The sequence below is a fragment of the Microbacterium ureisolvens genome, from assembly GCF_019511645.1.
Lineage (GTDB): Bacteria > Actinomycetota > Actinomycetes > Actinomycetales > Microbacteriaceae > Microbacterium > Microbacterium ureisolvens_A.
This window is the reverse complement of record NZ_JAEUAX010000006.1, coordinates 147,448-166,194: the sequence shown is the minus strand read 5'-3', so window position 1 is coordinate 166,194 and position 18,747 is coordinate 147,448. Positions and strand designations below refer to the sequence as shown.

The window sequence follows — 18,747 nt, the reverse complement described above, 5'->3', positions numbered from 1 at the left end:
ATCTGGCAGGCGCGCACTGACGCGACCGCCCGAGATGCTGAGTCGAACCTCTTCCCGAACCTCTTGAAGGAGCTCGACGTGGACCGTCATGACATCGCGCTGATCGGCTTCGGCGGCGTCAACCGTGCGTTGGCGCAGATCATCCTCGACCGCGGCGACGAACTCGCCGACGACCTCGGCTTCAGCCTGCGAGTCGTCGCCATCACCGACCTCCGACTGGGGTCCCTCATGCAGGCCGAGGGCATCGACCTGGCCGACGTGTTCGCGATGTCGGCCGGCGAGACCTTCGCGGGCAAGCCGGGTGGAACGGCGGCGCCGCAGAACGACTACGTCATCCGCAACAGCACGGCCGACATCGTCGTCGAGGCCACCTTCACCAACCCGATCGACGGCGAGCCGGGGATCTCGCACGTGCGCGCCGCGCTCGAAAGCGGCAAGAGCGTGACCACGACGAACAAGGGGCCGGTCGCCCTGGGCGGGCTCGAGTTGAACCGTCTCGCGGCAGCGAACGGCGTCACCTTCCAGTACGAGGGTTCGGTGGTCAGCGGAACACCGATCCTGCGGTTCGCGTCCGAGACGCTCAAGGGACTGCGCATCAACGCGGTCGAAGGCATCCTCAACGGCACGAGCAACTACGTGCTCGGTCAGATGGAGTCCGGTATGACGCTGGACGCCGCCGTCGCCGAGGCCCAGGCTCTCGGTTACGCCGAGGCCGACCCGACGGCCGACATCGAAGGCTCCGACGTGCAGCTGAAGGTCGTGATCCTGGCCAACGAGCTCCTCGGTGCCGACATCACCACGGCCGACGTGACCCGGCGGGGCATCTCCGAGGTCTCGGCCGCCGACATCATCGACGCCGCCGCGCAGGGCAAGCGCTACAAGCTGATCGGGTCGGCGTTCCGCAACGCCGCCGGAACGGTCACCGCCAAGGTCGAGCCGGTGGCGTTGCCGCTCACCCACCCGCTCGCCAGCGTCAGCGGTCCGACGAACGCGGTCTCGTTCGACACCGATCTGCTCGGCACCGTGACCGTCTCGGGCCCCGGAGCGGGGCGCATCGAGACCGCCTACGCGCTGCTGTCCGACATCATCGCGATCGACGCCCACCAGCGCGCTCGCGTCGAGGCCGTCCGATGAGCATCGTGGAGAGCGCACCGATCATCGCGGGGTACCCAGACCTGGTCGTCACGAGCCCATTCGATGGCGAAGTCATCGGTGCCGTCCCGCAGAACGGACCGGGCCAGCTCGACGGGATCCTCGAGCGCGCTCGCACCGGGTTCCAGCTGTCGCGTTCGCTGTCGCGGTTCTCGCGGCACAAGATCCTCGAGCGCGCGTCCACACTGCTGGGCGAGCGGGCCGAGACCGCCGCCGACCTGATCGTGCGGGAGGCGGGCAAGACCATCCGCCAGGCGCGGAAGGAGGTCGCCCGTGCGGTCATGACCCTTTCGCTGTCCGCCGACGCGGCCCGCTCCGACTCGGGCGAAGTCGTCCCGTTCGACGCGTTCGAGGGCTCGGAGAACCGGCGCGGCTGGTTCACCCGTGAGCCGCTGGGCATCATCGTCGCGATCACCCCCTACAACGATGCGCTGAACCTGGTGGCGCACAAGCTGGGTCCGGCGATCGCCGGTGGCAACTCGGTCGTGCTCAAGCCGTCCCAGCTGACCCCGCTCACCGCGCGGTTCCTGGTCGACCTGCTCATCGACGCGGGCCTGCCCGACGAGATCATCACGGTCGTGCACGGCGACCGTGAACTGGCGCAGGCGCTCATCTCCGCCCGGGAGGTGCGCATGGTGTCGTTCACCGGGGGGTTCGCCACCGGTGAAGCGATCGCGCGCAACGCCGGCCTCAAGAAGCTCGCGATGGAACTGGGGGGCAACGCTCCGGTCATCGTCTTCTCCGACGCCGACATCCCCGCTGCCGTCGAGGCCTGTGTGTCCGGTGCGTTCTGGGCAGCCGGGCAGAACTGCGTGGGTGCGCAGCGCATCCTCGTGCAGAGTGCGGTGTACGAAGAGTTCCGCGATCGGTTCGCGGCCCGCACGATCGCCCTCACCGCGGGCGATCCGCGGGAGGAGGCCACCGACGTCGGGCCGATGATCTCCGTCGCGTCTGCGGAAGCCGCCGAGCGGCTCGTCGACGACGCAGTGGCGGCAGGGGGCCGCGTGCTCGCGGGCCACCGTCGTGAGGGCGCCGTGTACTGGCCGACCGTCGTCGAGGGAGTGCCGTTCTCCTGCGAGCTCTGGGCCGACGAAGCGTTCGCGCCGGTGGTCGTGCTGTCGCCTTTCGAGACGGAGGAGCAGGCGATCGCGCAGGCGAACGAGATCGACTACGCGCTGCACGCCGCCACCTTCACCCGCGACATCACCCGGGCGCTGCGGGTTTCGGAGCAGCTCGAGGCCGGGGGAGTGATGATCAACGACTCCTCCGATTACCGGGTCGACAGCATGCCGTTCGGCGGCGCGAAGTACGGCAGCATGGGCCGCGAGGGCGTGCGATTCGCGTACGAGGAGATGACCCAGCCCAAGGTCATCTGCATCAACGCATGAGCACGGTCGAAACGCGGCTCGAGCGCGATTCGCTCGGCGAGCTGGAAGTGCCGGCCGAGGCCTACTGGGGCATCCACACGGCCCGCGCCCGGGAGAACTTCACGATCAGCACCACGCCGATCTCGCAGCATCCGGATCTCGTCCGCGCCCTCGTCACGGTGAAGGATGCTGCTGCCGCCGCCAACGGCGAGCTCGGGCTTCTGCCGGCGGGCGTGACGGAAGCCATCGCCTTCGCCTGCCGGCGGGTGCGGGACGGCGAGCTGCACGACCAGTTCTGCGTCGACGTCCTCCAGGGTGGTGCGGGCACCAGCACGAACATGAACGCCAACGAGGTGATCGCCAACGCCGCCCTGGAAAACCTGGGGCTGCCGCGCGGCCGCTACGACGTGGTGCACCCGATCAATGACGTGAACCGGAGCCAGTCGACCAACGACGTGTACCCGACGGCGGTCAAGATGGCCGTGGCGAAGGGGCTCCTGCGGCTCGTGCCCTGCCTGGAGGAGCTCGCCCTGGCGTTCGAGGAGCGAGGCGCCGCGTTCCGCTCCATCGTCAAGATCGGCCGGACGCAGCTGCAGGACGCCGTGCCCATGACGCTCGGCGACGAGTTCGCCGCGTTCGGGGTCGCCATCCGGGAAGACGTCGTGCGCATCGGCGACACGGTGCCGCTGTTGCTGGAATGCAGCCTGGGCGGCACCGCCGTCGGCACCGGCGTGACCGCTCCGCCCGGATATCGGGATGTCGCCCTGGAGCGGCTCCGCGAGCGCTCCGGCCTTCCGATGACCCCGGCGGCGCACCTGTTCGAAGCCAGCTGGGACGTCAGCGCCCTCCTGCAGTCCTCGGCCGTGCTCCGCCGCACCGCGATCAAGCTCTCGAAGATCAGCAGCGATCTCCGGCTGCTCGCCAGCGGCCCGCAGGCAGGTCTCGGCGAGATCCGCCTGCCTGCTCGCCAAGCCGGATCCTCGATCATGCCCGGAAAGGTGAACCCGGTCATCCCCGAGGTGATGAACCAGATCGCTTTCGCGGTGATGGGTGCCGACGTGACGATCGGCGTCGCCGCCGAGAGCGGTCAGCTGCAGCTGAACGCGTTCGAGCCGATCATGGCGCACTCGCTCCTGCAGTCGATCGCCTGGGTGACCAACGGCGTCTCGGCCTTGCGCCGGTTCTGCGTCGAGGGCATCGAAGCCGACGAGACCGTTCTCGCGCGGTACGTCGCTTCGTCCGTGGGCGCCGTGACCGCGCTGGTGCCGTCGATCGGCTACGAGGCAGCCGCACATGCGGCCCAGGACGCGCTTCGCACCGGCATCCCGATCGCCGACGCGGTGTCGCAGCACACCGCCTTGTCTCGGGAAGAGGTCGCCGAACTCTTGGCTCACTAGTCGCTGCCGTCCGGACTCCCGGGCGGCAGCGTCATCGCCGGTCGATCGCCGTCGACAGCGAGACCGCGGTGACGGTGTCGGCCACGCCCGGCAGCGCGGCGATCTGCTCCCAGATCTGGCCGACGCGATCCATCGAGTCGGCTTCCAGCGTCACGAAGAGGTCGTACGCCCCCGACAGCACATCGCAGCGAACGACCTCGGGGATGCCGCGCAAGGCGGCGATCACCCGATCGTCTCGCATCCGGTCGACGCGGTAGACCATGACCAGCGCGGTCACGCGCGGCCGCGATGCGTTGCCTCTCACGACGGTGTAACCGGCGATGATGCCATCGCGCTCCATCCGTTCGATGCGCTGGCGCACCGCGTTGCGCGAGAGGTGGACCTTGCTGGCGAGGGCGACCATCGGCAGCCTCGCGTCCGCGGTCAACGCTGTGAGCAGCTGCTGGTCGATGTCATCCAGGTGCGGTCCGGGCACAATGCCTCCGTGCACGATTAGCAATTGCGAGTGTCAATTGCACACATTAACGTAGGTCGGGACCTGATTCGGTCGCCGACCCTGGCACCCTATCCCCTTCGCCGCACAGTAAGGAACGCAATGTCGCAACGGCCGGACCGCCGACGGGCCGAGACCCTGTCAGATCTCACCCTCGCCGTGCACGGCGGCAATCGCCTCGACTCCACCAAGGCGCTGCGCACCCCGCTGGTGATGGCGAACTCCTACGAGCTTCCTGACGACCCGAGCGACATCAGCTGGTCCGCCTCCGCGCCGGGGCTGTACACCCGCAACACGGGCGTCAATCAGGCCGGCCTGCAGGACAAGCTCGCGGCCCTCGAGAGAGGCGAAGACGCCGTCGCGCTCGCATCCGGTGTCGCCGCCCTGCACGCCGTCTTCTTCACACACGTCCGCGTCGGCGACCACGTGATCGTCAGCGACATCACCTATGAGGCGACCTGGCGCCTGTGGAGCGAGCTCCTGCCGCAGCGATACGGCATCGAGGCGACGTTCGTCGACGTGGGCGACATCGACGCCCTGCGCGCGGCCTTCCGCCCCAACACCCGGCTCGTCTGCATCGAGGCGATCGCGAACCCCACCACGAAGGTGGCGGACGTCGCCGCGATCGCAGAGATCACCCGCGCCGCCGGTGCGATCTTGATGGTGGACTCGACCTTCACACCGCCGCCGTTCTACCGTCCCCTCGACGACGGCGCCGATCTCGTCGTCCACTCCCTGACGAAGTACATCAACGGCCACGGTGACGCGATGGGCGGGGCCGTCATCGGCTCGCGCGAGCTCATCGAGCCGATCAAGGCCGACGCCATGGTCGATGTCGGCGGAGTGATCTCGCCCTTCAACGCCTGGCAGATCCATCGTGGGTCGGTGACCCTCCCGCTGCGGCTCAGGCAGCACATGGCCTCGGCGCAGGCCGTCGCCGAGTTCCTCGAGCGCGATCCACGGGTGGAGTACGTCTACTATCCAGGCCTCACCTCTCACCCGGAGCACGATCTCGCCGCGCGCCAATTCGGCGGTCGCGGTTACGGCGGCATGATCGCCTTCGCCGTCGTCGGCGATCCCGACGCGCAGAACCGGTTCGTCGCCAACCTCCGACTCATCACGTCGGGCTTCTCCCTCGGGCACGACGACTCGCTGATCGTGCACACCGGGACCGAGGGCGGTCGCGTGGCCACCTACCCGCTGCCCTTCCGCACCTTCGGCCACCTCCGCCTCTCGGTCGGCATCGAGGAGACCTCCGACCTGCTCGCAGATCTCCAAGCCGCCCTCGACGCGACCTTTCCGTCGTCGATGTATTTCGTCGAGTCTCGTGTCGCGGACTCGACCTCGACCCGATCCGAGATGATGTCCCGGTGACCACCTCGACATCTCCCGTGGTCGTGCTCGACGGTGGCCTGTCGAACGCCCTCGCCGAACGCGGCCACGATCTCACCGACGAACTGTGGACCGCCCGCCTGTTGCGCGACGCGCCCGGTGAGGTGGCTGCGGTGCACCGCGCCTACTTCGACGCGGGCGCGCAGGTCGCCACGACCGCCAGCTATCAGGCGAGCGTGGCGGGGTTCGAACGCAACGGCCTGACGCGCGCCGAAGCCGAGGGCCTCATCACGCGGAGCGTGAGGATCGCCCGTGAGGTGCGCGACGAGGTGGCCGAGTCAGCCGGCGGCGACGTGGTGCGTCTGGTGGCGGCATCCGTCGGTCCGTATGGAGCCGTGCTCGCCGACGGATCGGAGTATCGCGGCCGGTACGGATTGAGCCGCGCTGCGCTGCGCGACTTCCACGCCCCACGGATGGAGCTGCTGGCAAGCGCAGGGCCGGATCTGCTCGCGCTCGAGACGATCCCGGATCTCGACGAGGTCGCGGTTCTTCTCGATCTCGCCGACGAGTTCGCGATACCCGCCTGGCTGTCTTGCACGGTCTCTGGGGACCGGCTGCGCGACGGCACCCCCACGGCCGAGGCCTTCGCGCTCGCCGCCGGCCACGATTCCATCGTGGCCGTGGGCGTGAACTGCTGCACGCCCGACGATGTGCTGCCGGCCGTGCGGTCCGCGACGGCAGCGAGCGGGAAGCCTGGGATCGCATACCCCAATTCGGGCGAGACGTGGGATGGCGCTGCGCGTCGGTGGGTCGGCGACCCGGAATTCGACCTCGCGCCCACGACGGCGTGGGTCGATGCGGGCGCTCGTTTCATCGGCGGCTGCTGTCGCGTCTGCCCGGCAGCCATCGCCGCGATCGCGCGGGCGCTCGGCTGAGGGCACGACCTCTCCGGTCGCGGCAGGCGCTGTACGCACCCAGCCGGTGCGGGTCGTGGCGCTCGTCTTCGCTTCACTGCCGACGGCCCGCACGACACGGAGGAGGCCCTCGGGCAAAGAGATGCGGGCCATGGGGACCAGCGTCCTCGGGGCAGGGGATGCTGCCGGCCCGGGGTCTCGTCGGCCCGGGGCGCTCCTCCCGCTTCGCGCGGTCTACGAGCGCGGGTACGGCAACGGGCCGACGTCGAGCGTGAAGCCGTGGGTGCGCAGGCGGTCGGCGAGGTGCTCGCCCATCGCGACCATGGGGGTCAGCACGCCGGCGCGGTCGGAGAGGTTGTCGAGCACGAGACTCAGGGCGGATTCTGCAAGCATCACGCCGGTGCCGCCGTAGCCGGGGTCGTACGGCGCGGTGACCCGTGTGCGCACCGGCTGCCCCTCGACCGGGTAGACGTCGACGTCGAGGGCGAAGCGGCCGTGCTCGATCACGTCCGCGCTGGGCCCGCCGCCGGGGGACGGCAGTACCCGATCGAGCACCGCCCGCGTCGGCGGGAACCCCAGTGCGCCGACGAGACTCGCCGTGCCGAGGGCGATCGCCCCCGCTCGCGCGAAGCCGGCAGGTCCGCCCCCGGTGGCGACCACCTCCCGGTACTGCATGAGCTGGCCGTAGCTCCAGCCGGTGAGGTAGTTGCTGCGCTGCACGATCTGCTGGTTGTACGAGCCCATGACGAAGGGCGCCTGCCAGGATCCGCGCACCTTGCCCCAGCCGCTGCCTGCCTGACCGGGTAGACGCGCCGACGGCCCGGGCGTGAGGGCGTAGGGGTTCGCGAGCAGGCGGCGGGCCGAGGCATCCGTCTTCGCCACTTTCAACTGCTGCCGAAGCGAGTCGATCGTGCCGCCGCTGATGCCGCCTCGCAGCGACCGCACCTTCAGGGTCGCCGCGACGATCGGCACGCCTCCGGCCGCGGCGTGGGCGAGACCGACGCCGAGGTCGGACGGGATCGAGTCGAACCCGCACGAGTGCACGATCTTGGTGCCGGTGGTCTCAGCGACCGCGTGATTGCGCTCGATGCTGCGCGCCACGAAGATGCTCTCGCCCGACAGGTCCGCGTACGACGTGCCGGCGCGGGCGCAGGCAGCCGCGACTTCCGTGCCGTAGCGCAGATACGGTCCGACGGTGGTCGCGATGACGGCGGTGGATGCTGCGACCCGGGCGACGCCCGCTTCGTCCGAGGTGTCGACCTGGATGGCGGGCCAGTCGACGCCGAGTTCGCGCTTCACATCGGTGAGGCGTGCGCGGGAGCGACCAGCGATCGCGATTCGCACCCCGTCGGGCGCGGATCGCGCCAAGTGCCGTGCGGTGTACCTGCCGACGAAGCCCGAGGCGCCGAGCAGGACGATGTCGTGGTCGCGGTCGTTCGTCCTCATGCCACGCGAGCGTAGGCGTGGCGGCAGTTCATCGGAACCCCGTTGCGGGGGCGACCCGGCCCCTGCGGCGCCTCCGCGGGTTAGGGTCGGGCTCATGGCGGAGGCATCCGATCACTGGCGCGACGCGGGCATCGTCCTGGGCTGGAATCCGAGCCTGTGGGATGAATGGCCCGGCACGTACGCGGGGGTTGTGGCGAGCGTTGCGACCGGCACGCCGTTCGTGACGCAGTGGTCGGTCGGCGCGCGCAAGGAGGTCGAGCCCGGGACCGACACGTGGCTGCTGCGGCAGGGCGGGTCGTACGGGCTCATCGGGCACGGCACCGTCCTGACGGACCCGTACGAGGACGTGCACTTCGCCGACCCGCGGCGCACGGCGAGTTTCGTCGATGTCGCGTTCGACGAGCTCGTGGTCGAGAGCGACCGCGTGCCGCGCGACGTGCTCGAGGTGGTGGTGCCTGAGGTGGCGTGGCGGTTCCAGTTCCGCTCGGGCAACCGCATCGCGCCCGAGCCGAATCGGCGCCTGCGCGAGCTGTGGCGAGAGGCGATGTCAGCGCTCGGCTGAAGCGTGAGCCGGCGGAGCCTGCGGCGTGGGCCTGTATCCGCCCGTGGCGGCCGGTGTCCAGTCCCTGCCTCGTGTCTCATGGCCCTGGCAGTCTTGTGCGATGCGAGAAGGAGATGCGATGAAGCAGCGCACGCTGGCAGGGCGACAGGTTTCGGCGATCGGGCTCGGCGCCATGCCGCTGTCGATGAACAACGACAAGGTGTATCCGTCGTTCCAGGATGCGGTGGCCACCGTGCACGCCGCACTCGACGCCGGCGTGACGCTCATCGACACCGCCGACGTCTACGCGCCGGCGTGGGACGAGATGGGGCACAACGAGCGCATCGTCGCGGCGGCTCTGCGCAGCTGGGACGGCGACGCGTCGAGCATCTTCGTCGCGACGAAGGGCGGCATCACCCGCCGCGAAGGAGAGGTCTGGGGCCGCGACGGCTCGGAGGCGTACCTGCGTTCCGCGGTCGAGAAGTCGCTCGACATCCTCGGCGTCGACCAGATCGAGCTCTACCAGTACCACCGTCCCGATCGCTGGCTCGTCTACGGCGACATCATGGCCGGCCTGAAGGCGCTGCAGGACGACGGACTCGTCCATGCCGTCGGAATCTCGAACGCGAGCGTGGAGGAGATCCAGATCGCGATCGAGGTGCTCGGCGAGGGCAACCTCGCCAGCGTGCAGAACGAGTTCTCGCCGAAGCACCCGGGGAGCATCGACGAGCTGCGGTTCTGTGAGGAGCGCGACATCGCGTTCCTGCCCTGGAGCCCGCTCGGGGGCACCGGCGGGGGAGCGCGTCGCGTCGGCGACCGGTTCTCGGCGTTCCGCGAGGTCGGCGACGCGCACGGCGTCAGCCCACAGCAGGCGGTGCTCGCGTGGGAGCTGGCGCTGGGCCCGCACGTGATCCCGATCCCGGGAGCGCGGCGCGCAGCATCCATCATCGACTCGGCGCAGGCGGCAGACCTCGAGCTCAGCGCGGACGAGGTCACGCGGCTGTCGGAGTCGGTGGGGATCTTCGACGACTGACTCACGCGGACGGGGAGCCGAAGCGGGCGACCAGGCGGCGGAGCGTCAGGAGCCCGCGGGAGGTCGCCCGATCGCCGGTGAGGCGCTCGAGCACCGGGGTGGCGTTGCCTTGACCGTCGACGTCGTTGCGAACGACGGCCCAGCCGGGACCGGCGTCGACGATCGAGCAGCCGGCGCGCGTCATGAGGCTGATTGCATCCGGCGTCTCGGCGTCGACCGTTCCGGCGCGGTGCAGGGTGATCTCGTGCCGGCGCGGGTCGGGTGTCTCACCGTGTTCGTCGACGACGGCCACGAGGTCGGCGAGCGAGATCCAGAGGATGTCGCGCTCGTGGCCGGATCGAGCGGCGATCGCCTCGGTTGCGCTCGCGACGACCTCTGCGGGTTCATCGGAGTCGAACAGGATCGTGCCGTTGCTCTGGAAGGTCTGAACCTCGGGGCATCCCGCATCGGCGAAGCCGGCCACGATGTCGGCGGTGGAGGGATGGCCGCGCTGACGCTGGTTGACGTTTCGCATGAAGGCGACGCAGAGCATACGCCGAGAGTAGAGGAGCGGTGCTCTGGGCGTTGGCGGGTCAGCGGCCGGCGGCGATCTCCTGCGTGCCGATCACCGAGAGCAGCTGCAGCTTCTCGGAGCTCGGTGTGCCGGGCGTCGCGGTGAGCACGAGGAGGGTCTGGCCCTGTTCGGGGTCGATGAGGAACTGGCACTGCATGTCCATCACGCCCACCTCGGGGTGCTGCAGGCGCTTCTCGCGCGCGTGCGTCGAGCGCACCTCGTGCTCGGCCCAGAGCTCCGCGAACTCCGGGCTCTCCTGCAGCAGCGCCGAGACCATCGCGCCGGCACGCGAATCCGCGCCGAACTTCGCGTAGGCGGTACGGATGTCGGCGGTGAACGCGCGCGAGAGGCCCGGATGGTCTTCGGCCGGGTACACGTTGCGGGCCGACGGGTCGACGAACCAGCGGTAGCCGACGCTGCGCATGAACCCCTCGAAGCGCGTCTCGTCGCCGAACAGCGCGCGGGCTGCCGGTGTCTGGGCGAGCGTCTCGCCGAGTTCGGTCATGACCTGCGCGGGTGTGTCGGCGAGGCGGTCGAGGATGCGCATGAGACCGGGCGAGACGTGCTCGCTGCGCAGGGCACGGGCAGGCGCGGTATGACCGGCGAGGCGGAACAGGTGGTCGCGCTCGTCGAGCGTGAGCCGGAGGCCGCGGGCCATCGCGGCGAGCATCTGCTCCGACGGCTGCGGACCGCGGGCCTGCTCGAGCCGGCTGTAATAGTCGGTCGACATGTCGCAGAGCACGGCGACCTCCTCGCGCCGAAGCCCCGCCGTCCGGCGCCGCGGTCCGCGGCGCAGCCCGACGTCTTCCGGCTGCAGCGCTTCGCGGCGCCGACGCAGGAAATCGGCCAGCTGTGCTCTGTCCATCACCTGAGTCTGCGGCATCCGTCATTCCTCATCCAGGGACCGGGGATCCCCCCACACGGGTGTGGGCCCGCTTCGCTCACTCAACGACCCAGTGATGCGACCCGCACGCCGGTGAGTCGCTCGGAGAGTTCCCACACGCGGCGGCCGTCGGCCTCGCCCTCGAGGCGCGAATACATCGGCTGCTCGGCCGGCGGCCCGCTCAGGTGGCGGAAGCCCTTCGGCCCGTAGAGCCGGCCGCCCTGCGCGTCGGGGCTCGTCGCCGCGTACACCGCCGACAGGGCCGCCGTCGACGGTGTGCCGAACAGGATGCCGCGCCGCGACAGCGCCCGGATCAGCTTCACCGCGGTCGTGTCGGCGGACCGCCCCATCCCCGGCTGCGCAGCGAGCAGGTTCGTCGGGGTGACGCCGGGATGCGAGAGGTTGCTGCGGATGCCCCAGGCCGCAGCATCCGATCTCCGCTGCAGCTCCATCGCAAACAGGCCGAACGCGATCTTCGACGAGCTGTACGCCTTCATCGGGTCGTAGCCGTGCTCCCAGTTGGGGTCGTCCCAGTTCACGGCGCCCTGATCGGCGGCGATGCTCACCTGACTGGTGACGTGCGCCTTCGCCTGGACCAGCAGCGGCAGCAGCTGCGCGATGAGCGCGAAGTGACCGAGATGGTTCGTCGCGAGCTGCAGCTCGAACCCGTCGGCGGTGAGCCGACGCGCGGGCGGGTTCATCACGCCGGCGTTCGCGATGAGGACGTCGATCGGCCGGCCGTCGTCGTTCAGTCGGGCGGTGAGGGCCGCGACCGAGTCGAGCGACGCGAGGTCGAGAGGGACGACACGGATGCTGCTCGTCGGGGTTCGCTCCGCGATCTGGGCTGCCGCTGCCTGCCCTTTCTGCGGGTTGCGGACGGGCAAAAGGATGTCGGCGCCGGCGCGGGCGAGACGCGCGGCGATCTCGACGCCGACGCCGTCGCTGGCGCCGGTGACGAGGGCGAACTTGCCGGTGAGGTCGGGCACGGGGATGTCGAGAGGCTGGGGCATGAGGGGCTCCTGGGTCGGTGGATGCTCCTCCTCATGCTGGCCGCGGTCGCGAGGAGGATTCAGGGCGCGGTTATCCGGGGACTGGGGATCCGACCACGATCGTCGACGCGCTCAGGCCGCTGCTGGGCCGATGCGCGGTGGAGGAGATCGAAGCGGCTGAGATCGAACTGGTCGCCGCGGCGGTGGGGGATGCGGACGCGGCGGGTTGCGGCATCCACGAGTTGAAGGTGATGGCGACCACTTGGGCGCTGTTCCTGGACCCGGATGGAACGCTGCCCGATGACGAGTATGCGCAGCGGGCGCGGGGGATCCGGATCAGCCGCAGGTCGTACCGTGGGCTGCGGCGCCTGTCCGGTGACGTCACCGACGACGTCGCGGCACAGTTGGACCGCCTCATGGACGCGCACCTCAACCCGCGGGTGCAGGACCGCCGACCCCGGTTCGTGGACGCCACGGTCGCGGATCCGGAGTCGGACGCGGATGCGGAGGAGCGTGTACTGGATCCGCGGACAGTGGACCAGAAGCGGCACGACGCGTTCGCCTCGATCCTGTCCGCCGCGGCCGGCGCCGCCGGCACGCCGACGCTGGGCGGTGCCGCGCCGACGCTCATCGTGACCACGACCGAGCAGGACTTGGGTGACCCGGGCGGGGTGGCGTTCGTCGAGAGCGCGGGCGGTCCGGTGCCGGTGCCGGCGTCGTTCGCACGGCACGTCGGCTGTCACGGCACCATCCACCGGCTCACGCTCGCCCCCAGCGGCGCCATCAAAGCGCTCCACGTCGAGGACCGCGTGTTCACCCACTGGCAGCGCAAGGCGATAGGTGCGCGCGACGGCGGCTGCGTCATCCCCGGTTGCACCGTTCCCGCCGCGTGGTGCGAGGTGCATCATGTCGTCGACTGGGCAAAGGGTGGTCCGACCGCGGTCGGCAACGGCGTCTTGTTGTGCTGGCACCATCATCACGGGATCGAGACCAGCGGGTGGGAGATCCGCATGGTCGACGGCATGCCACAGGTGCGACCACCCGGATGGATCGACCCGCAGCGACGATGGCGTGGGCCCAACCGGCTCCTGCTCGACCGGCTCAGGCGCGCCAGGTCCGCATGAGCCCGGCGGTTCCATCCTCGCTGAGGCGCTGACGCGCTCACGCGCCGCCGACGCGCCGATGCTGAATATGCACAACGTTGCAATTCGGTCTTGACCAGGACATGTTGCGGCTGACAGAGTGGGCGGCGAGCAGGATTTACGACGTTGTAAATCAGTCTTCGATGTCGTGGATCCGTCCCCAGTTCGCGCCGCCGGTGTGCGCTCGTCCGCCGTCGACGGCGCGGTCGAACACGAGATGAGGAATCGATGCAGTTCACATCGGAGGGCCGGATCCCCAGCCGGCTCACACGAACTCGACGGGCGGTGGCAGCGCTCCTGGCCGCCCTTCTGGCTCTCACCGGATTGGCCGTGGCCGCTCCAGCCGCGGCTGCCGAGCCATGGATCACCGTCCAGGATGACGGCTACCTGCGCATCGCCGTGCCGAACGCCGCTGTCGAAGAGGCGGTCGGCCCGGTGTCGCAGGTGGTCGTCGAGGGCAACTTCGGTCCGTCGCACAACTGGGCCCAGATCGGCCTGCAGCGCAGCGGGGCCAACTGGACGGCGACCTACGGCCCGTTCGCACCGGGCCTGTACTACTACCAGGTGACCGGCGACGACAGCAAAGTCCTCAAGGACGCGAGCAATCCCACCAGCGTCGCGTCGGAGCCGGAGTGGAGCACCTTCTTCATCCCCGGTGAGTCGGCCGCGCTCCTTGCCGACGCGCCGGAGCAGGCGGGCACGATCGAGACCCTCTCCTACGAGAGCCACGTGGCCGGAGAGCAGCGTGACGCGCTGGTCTGGCTGCCCCCGACCTACAAGCCCGAGGGCAAGAAGTTCCCGGTGCTCTACCTGCAGCACGGCGGCGGCCAGAGTTACCGAGACTGGGTGGAGGTCGGTCGCGCCGAGCAGATCCTCGACAACCTGTGGCTGTCGGGGAGCCTCTCCGACATGATCGTGGTGATGGGCAACGGCAACGTCTCCGACTTCTCCGCAGAGCTGCTGGAGAACCTCATCCCCGCCGTGGAGCAGACCTACAATGCGTCGCCCTCGAAGAACCAGCGGGCGTTGGCCGGCCTCTCGATGGGCGGCGGCCAGGCGTTCGAGGTCTTCAGCCGTCATCCCGGCGAGTTCGCCGCGATCGGCACGTTCGGGGCCGGCCGATTCGGCGACCTCGACAGCATCCCCGTGGCGCAGATGAACAACCGCACAGACCTCTTCCGGGTCTATGTGGGCAACAAGACCGACATCGCCTACAACGACGTCTACGACTCGTTCCAGAAGTTCGACGCGCTCGGGCTCGACTACGAGTTCGACGGCGTCAACCCCGACGCGGGCCACAACTGGAACGCGTGGCAGGAGAACCTGATCGATTTCGCGCCGCGCCTGTTCACCAAGACCGCGTCCGACCCCGCGCCGAGCGAGGGACACACCGCGCTCACCGAGCGGTTCCAGCCGCCCGCCTCCGGCACGACCCCGACGCCGTTCATCGACGGCGAGGGATTCGTCACCTTCGAGACGACGACGGACTTCGCCGACGCGCAGTACGTCTCGGTGTGGGCGAACTGGGCGCCAGGGGGCAGCTGGCTGCGCGTGGAGATGAACAAGGTCGGCGACCGCTGGCGGGCCACGGTCGGCCCGCTCGAGGAGAAGTTCTACCACTACCGGCTCATCGTGGACCGTCAGTCCGTCAAGGACGCCTCCAACCCCACGAAGGTGACGTCCGAGCCGGCATGGAGCACCTTCCTCATCGAGGGCGAGGGCTCGCGCCTGCTCACGGATGTTCCCGCGGGCGAGGGTGGCGGCCTCGAGGTGCTGACGTACCAGAGCACCGTTGCCAACCAGCAGCGGAGTGCGTACGTGTGGACGCCTCCCGGCTACGACGCCGAGCGTGCCGAGCCCTACCCGCTGTTCGTGCTGAACCACGGTGGCGGTCAGAGCTGGACGGACTGGGTCGAGGTCGGCCGTGCCCGCCAGATCCTCGACAACCTGTTCCGTGACGGCGAGCTGGCTCCGATGGTGGTGGTGATGCCCAACGGCAACGTGAACGACTACCCGCGCGAACTGCTCGAGAACGTCGTCCCCGCGACCGAGGCGAGCTACAACGTCAGTCAGGATCCTGCCGAACGCGCGCTGGCCGGTCTGTCAGCGGGTGGCGCGCGGACCGTCTCCGTTCTCAAGGCGCACCCGGGCGAGTTCGCCTGGATCGGCACCTTCGCCGCAGGATTCGGCGGGACCGCCGGTGTCGACGTCGAAGCGATCAACGCGGGCACCGAGCTGTTCCGCCTGTACACCGGAGACATCACCGACTTCACGTACGCATCGGTGATGAACTCGCTGCCGGTGCTCGACCAGCTGGGCATCGAGTACGAGTTCAACGGCGTGACGGTCGGTCCCCACGGCTGGGACACCTGGCAGAAGAACCTGATCGATTTCGCCCCGCGCCTGTTCCAGTGATGCGCGTGGATCGGCGGCGTGCGGTGCGCCACCGCTGAGCTGACCGACGCCGGCGCCCCTCCGCTCGCGTGGAGGGGCGCCGGTGCGTTCCGACGGCGCGACCCCGGACGCGCCAGGGTCACGCCGGGAGCTGCCGCTCCCTTTCCATCGCACGGCGCGGCGGGACCGGAGGCGCCGGCGCATCGAGGGCGCGCAGCATCCGCTCCAGCGTCTCTCGCAGCTCCTCCCGCGCCGGCGAGGCGAGGTCCGTCGTGTACTCGACTCCGGCAGGGATCCACGACAGGCCGTACATCGTCTCGCGGAAGTCCGCGCCGCCGACGGGCCACCGGGTGTGCGTCGCGTCCTCGGCAGAAGCGCCCTGGCCCCACTGGCCGAAGTGCTCGCGCATCTGCTCCCACGGCAGCTCCATCACCGCATCCGCCTCCACCGCCTGCCGCACCCACGAGCGCGCGACGAAGATGAACTCCTCCACCTGCTCCGGCGTGAGCGGCTTGGGCGTGAAGAGCACGCGCGTGTGCGCTACATCCGTCAGCCTGTCCACGCGGAAGGTGCGCCAGTCGCCCTTGTCGAGATCCCAGCAGAGCAGGTACCAGTGCCGGTCGGCGGGGGCGAGGGCGTGCGGCTCGACGCGGCGGTGCGTGGTCTCGCCCGACGCCGCGGTGTACGTGAAGCGCACGCGCTCGCGGTCGCGGGTGGCGAGGGCCAGCTCGCCGAGCACCTCGCCCGACACGGCGGCGCCGGCGTTCCGTCCGGCGGGCTGCACGGCCTCGGCCAGCGCCGCGACCCGACGGCGCAGGGGAGCGGGCAGCACCTGCTCGAGCTTCGCGAGCGCCGTGATGGTCGTCTCGGGGCCGCTCACGAGGCGCTGGGATGCTGCCACCCGCAGGCCGATCGCCATCGCCACCGCCTCTTCGTCGGTGAGCAGCAACGGCGGCACGGCGCTGCCGGCCTCGAGGCGATATCCGCCCGCCGCACCAGGGATCGACTCGATCCGGTAGCCCAGTTCACGGAGCCGCTCCACATCGCGCCGCACGGTGCGCTCGGTGACGCCCAGCCGCGCGGCCAGCTCGGACCCCGGCCAATGCCGGTGCGTCTGGAGGAGGTTGAGCAGGGAGAGGGCTCGGGTGGTCGTGTCGGACATGCACAAAGATTCTCATGTATCGCGGACAGGATCTGTCCGCATCCGTTCGTAGCGTGAGGGCATGGCGAACGAATCGATCATCCAGGCGCAAGGTCTGACCAAGCGCTTCACCGTGAAAGGCAGGACCGTCGAGGCCGTCACCGACCTCGCGTTCGAGGTGGCGCGCGGCGAGCTCGTCGCGTTCCTCGGACCCAATGGCGCCGGCAAATCGACCAGCCTCCGCATGCTCACCACCTTGATCCCGCCGAGCTCCGGCACAGCTCGCGTCGTCGGCTTCGACATCCTCAGGCACCCCGCCGAGGTGCGCGCCCGCATCGGCTACGTCGGGCAGCTCACGAGCGGCAGCTTCTCGCAGCGCGCGCGCGACGAGCTGCTGAGCCAGGGCGCGTTCTACGGCATGAGCAAGCCGGCGGCGAGGAAACGCGCCGACGAGCTCATCGAGTCCCTGGACCTGGCCGGGTTCGCGACCCGGTCGGTGCAGCAGCTGTCGGGGGGACAGAAGCGCCGGCTCGACATCGCGCTCGGACTCATGCACGCCCCGCCGCTGATCTTCCTCGACGAGCCTTCGACGGGGCTCGACCCGCAGAGCCGCGCGAATCTCTGGCAGCACATCCTCGATCTGCGCGCGCAGTACGGCACGACGGTCTTCCTCACGACGCACTACCTCGAAGAGGCCGACCGCTACGCCGAGCGAGTCATGGTCATGGACAAGGGCCGCGTCATCGCCGACGACACGGCGACGCGGCTGAAGGCGGAGCTCGCGGGCGACGTGCTCACGTTCGGCTTCGCTTCCGAGACGGATGCGGCAGCCGCCGTCCCCGTCGTGCAGCGACTCACCGATCGCGAGGTGGTTCGGGATGCGGCATCCGTCGCGGTCACCGCGCTCGGCGGCGACGCGCTCCTCCCCGCCGCGGTCCGCGCGCTGGATGCCGCCGGGCTCACGGTGCAGACGGCGACGGGCGTTCCGCCGACCCTCGACGACGTCTTCCTGGCACTCACCGGGCGCACGCTGCGCGAAGCGGGCGAGAGCGAGAGCGAGCCGGAAGAGACCTCAGACCAGACGGATGCCGAGGCTGCGGCATCCGTCACCGCCGAACCGGCGCGCGAGAAGACGGGAGCGAAGCGATGACCACTCAGATGCAGACCCGACCCGACACCGTCGTGCGGGCGAACCCCGCACGCGACACGTGGAACGTGCTGACGCGTGAACTCAAGCCGGTGGTGCGGGATCCGTTCACCCTCATCTTCAGCCTCGTTCAGCCGCTGGTGTTCCTCGGGCTGTTCGCCCCGCTGCTGGTCGGCTCGTCGGGTGCACCCGTGGGGGAGACGCTGCAGTGGTTCGTGCCGGGCGTGCTCGTGATGATCGTGCTGTTCGGCACCGGCGCGACCGGGTCGAACCTGCAGTACGAGATGATGACGGGCTCGCACGAGCGCACGCTCGTCGCACCGCTCGCGCGCTCGTCGCTGCTGGTCGGTCGCGCGCTCAAGGAGATCGCGCCGATCGTCGTGCAGGCGCTCCTCATCGTGCTCATCGCGTGGCCGTTCGGGTTCACGATCGACCTGCCGGGGCTCGTGATCGGGCTCGCGCTGCTCGCGGTGTTCGGGGTCGGGCTGGGCTCTCTGTCGTACACGCTCGCCCTGAAGACGAAGGACCGCGAGTGGCTCTTCTGGGGCGTGCAGCAGACGCTGATCTTCCCGCTGCTGATCCTGTCGGGCATGCTCCTGCCGCTCGATGAGGGTCCGGCCTGGATGCGCGCGGTCGCCACGGTCAACCCGGTGAACTGGGTGGTGCAGGCCGAGCGGGCGTTGTTCGCCGGCGATCTCGGGGACATCACGGTGCTGTGGGGCTGGGTGGCGGCCGTCGTGCTCGCCGTGGTCGGGCTGACGGTCGGTATCCGCGCGATGCGCAAGAGCAGCTGACGGCGGACGGATGCCTCGGCCCGGCGCGG

General features: G+C 69.8%; 17 protein-coding genes. 11 read left to right on the top strand and 6 right to left on the bottom strand.

Translation table 11 applies throughout. The features are described 5' to 3' along the window. Positions 1-78 precede the first annotated feature (78 nt). From JNB61_RS12625 to JNB61_RS12615, 3 genes are read left to right on the top strand one after another with little or no spacing between them, the layout of a single operon-like run. Complete coding sequence (locus JNB61_RS12625; RefSeq protein WP_220288401.1) at positions 79-1,134, top strand: homoserine dehydrogenase; 1,056 nt, start codon at positions 79-81, stop codon at positions 1,132-1,134. Beyond that, complete coding sequence (locus tag JNB61_RS12620) at positions 1,131-2,540, top strand: aldehyde dehydrogenase family protein (RefSeq protein WP_220339832.1); 1,410 nt, start codon at positions 1,131-1,133, stop codon at positions 2,538-2,540. The genes JNB61_RS12625 and JNB61_RS12620 overlap by 4 nt, the downstream gene beginning before the upstream one ends. Further along, entirely contained in the window at positions 2,537-3,916 is a 1,380-nt protein-coding gene (locus tag JNB61_RS12615) for an aspartate ammonia-lyase (RefSeq protein ID WP_220339831.1), read from the top strand. The genes JNB61_RS12620 and JNB61_RS12615 overlap by 4 nt, the downstream gene beginning before the upstream one ends. Positions 3,917-3,947: 31 nt before the next feature. Here JNB61_RS12615 and JNB61_RS12610 read toward each other — a convergent pair whose 3' ends face one another. Continuing rightward, positions 3,948-4,391: an Lrp/AsnC family transcriptional regulator gene (locus JNB61_RS12610; protein WP_159846281.1), complete on the bottom strand. Its 444-nt coding sequence runs from the start codon at positions 4,389-4,391 to the stop codon at positions 3,948-3,950. 120 nt (positions 4,392-4,511) lie between these two features. On the opposite strand from JNB61_RS12610, the gene JNB61_RS12605 reads away from it, so the two are divergent. Continuing rightward, positions 4,512-5,783 (top strand): trans-sulfuration enzyme family protein, encoded by a 1,272-nt coding sequence (locus tag JNB61_RS12605; protein WP_220339830.1) that lies wholly within the window; start codon positions 4,512-4,514, stop codon positions 5,781-5,783. After that, the gene (gene mmuM, locus JNB61_RS12600; RefSeq protein WP_220339829.1) at positions 5,780-6,676 is read left to right on the top strand and encodes a homocysteine S-methyltransferase; all 897 of its coding nucleotides are present in this window, start codon (positions 5,780-5,782) and stop codon (positions 6,674-6,676) included. Before JNB61_RS12605 ends, mmuM begins: the two co-directional genes overlap by 4 nt. Positions 6,677-6,889: 213 nt before the next feature. Here mmuM and JNB61_RS12595 read toward each other — a convergent pair whose 3' ends face one another. Continuing rightward, entirely contained in the window at positions 6,890-8,101 is a 1,212-nt protein-coding gene (locus JNB61_RS12595; protein WP_220339828.1) for a saccharopine dehydrogenase family protein, read from the bottom strand. 94 nt (positions 8,102-8,195) lie between these two features. Between JNB61_RS12595 and JNB61_RS12590 the strand changes: the two genes are divergently transcribed. Both JNB61_RS12590 and JNB61_RS12585 read left to right on the top strand, forming a co-directional pair. Next, on the top strand, positions 8,196-8,663 hold the full coding sequence (locus JNB61_RS12590) for a hypothetical protein (RefSeq protein WP_220339827.1): 468 nt from the start codon (positions 8,196-8,198) through the stop codon (positions 8,661-8,663). Between the two features lie 118 nt (positions 8,664-8,781). After that, positions 8,782-9,675 carry an aldo/keto reductase gene (locus tag JNB61_RS12585; protein ID WP_220339826.1) on the top strand — a complete coding sequence of 298 codons (894 nt, stop codon included), beginning with the start codon at positions 8,782-8,784 and terminating at the stop codon, positions 9,673-9,675. Between the two features lies 1 nt (position 9,676). On the opposite strand, the gene JNB61_RS12580 is transcribed toward JNB61_RS12585, so the two are convergent. From JNB61_RS12580 to JNB61_RS12570, 3 genes are all read right to left on the bottom strand, one after another. Beyond that, positions 9,677-10,207, bottom strand: coding sequence for a DUF1697 domain-containing protein (locus tag JNB61_RS12580; RefSeq protein WP_220339825.1), 531 nt, complete (start codon positions 10,205-10,207; stop codon positions 9,677-9,679). Between the two features lie 40 nt (positions 10,208-10,247). After that, a complete protein-coding gene (locus tag JNB61_RS12575; RefSeq protein ID WP_220339824.1) occupies positions 10,248-11,093 on the bottom strand; it encodes a helix-turn-helix transcriptional regulator in 846 nt (281 codons plus the stop codon). An 80-nt stretch (positions 11,094-11,173) separates the two neighbouring features. Beyond that, positions 11,174-12,121, bottom strand: coding sequence for an SDR family oxidoreductase (locus tag JNB61_RS12570; protein WP_220339823.1), 948 nt, complete (start codon positions 12,119-12,121; stop codon positions 11,174-11,176). 137 nt (positions 12,122-12,258) lie between these two features. Between JNB61_RS12570 and JNB61_RS12565 the strand changes: the two genes are divergently transcribed. Further along, positions 12,259-13,224 carry an HNH endonuclease signature motif containing protein gene (locus JNB61_RS12565; protein ID WP_220339822.1) on the top strand — a complete coding sequence of 322 codons (966 nt, stop codon included), beginning with the start codon at positions 12,259-12,261 and terminating at the stop codon, positions 13,222-13,224. A gap of 246 nt (positions 13,225-13,470) precedes the next feature. Then, the gene (locus JNB61_RS12560) at positions 13,471-15,657 is read left to right on the top strand and encodes an alpha/beta hydrolase-fold protein (protein ID WP_223214811.1); all 2,187 of its coding nucleotides are present in this window, start codon (positions 13,471-13,473) and stop codon (positions 15,655-15,657) included. Positions 15,658-15,775: 118 nt separating this feature from the next. On the opposite strand, the gene JNB61_RS12555 is transcribed toward JNB61_RS12560, so the two are convergent. Continuing rightward, complete coding sequence (locus JNB61_RS12555) at positions 15,776-16,798, bottom strand: helix-turn-helix transcriptional regulator (protein WP_220339821.1); 1,023 nt, start codon at positions 16,796-16,798, stop codon at positions 15,776-15,778. A gap of 61 nt (positions 16,799-16,859) precedes the next feature. Between JNB61_RS12555 and JNB61_RS12550 the strand changes: the two genes are divergently transcribed. Continuing rightward, positions 16,860-17,927 (top strand): ATP-binding cassette domain-containing protein, encoded by a 1,068-nt coding sequence (locus JNB61_RS12550; protein WP_220339820.1) that lies wholly within the window; start codon positions 16,860-16,862, stop codon positions 17,925-17,927. Further along, entirely contained in the window at positions 17,924-18,718 is a 795-nt protein-coding gene (locus tag JNB61_RS12545; protein ID WP_223214810.1) for an ABC transporter permease, read from the top strand. Before JNB61_RS12550 ends, JNB61_RS12545 begins: the two co-directional genes overlap by 4 nt. Positions 18,719-18,747 lie beyond the last annotated feature (29 nt).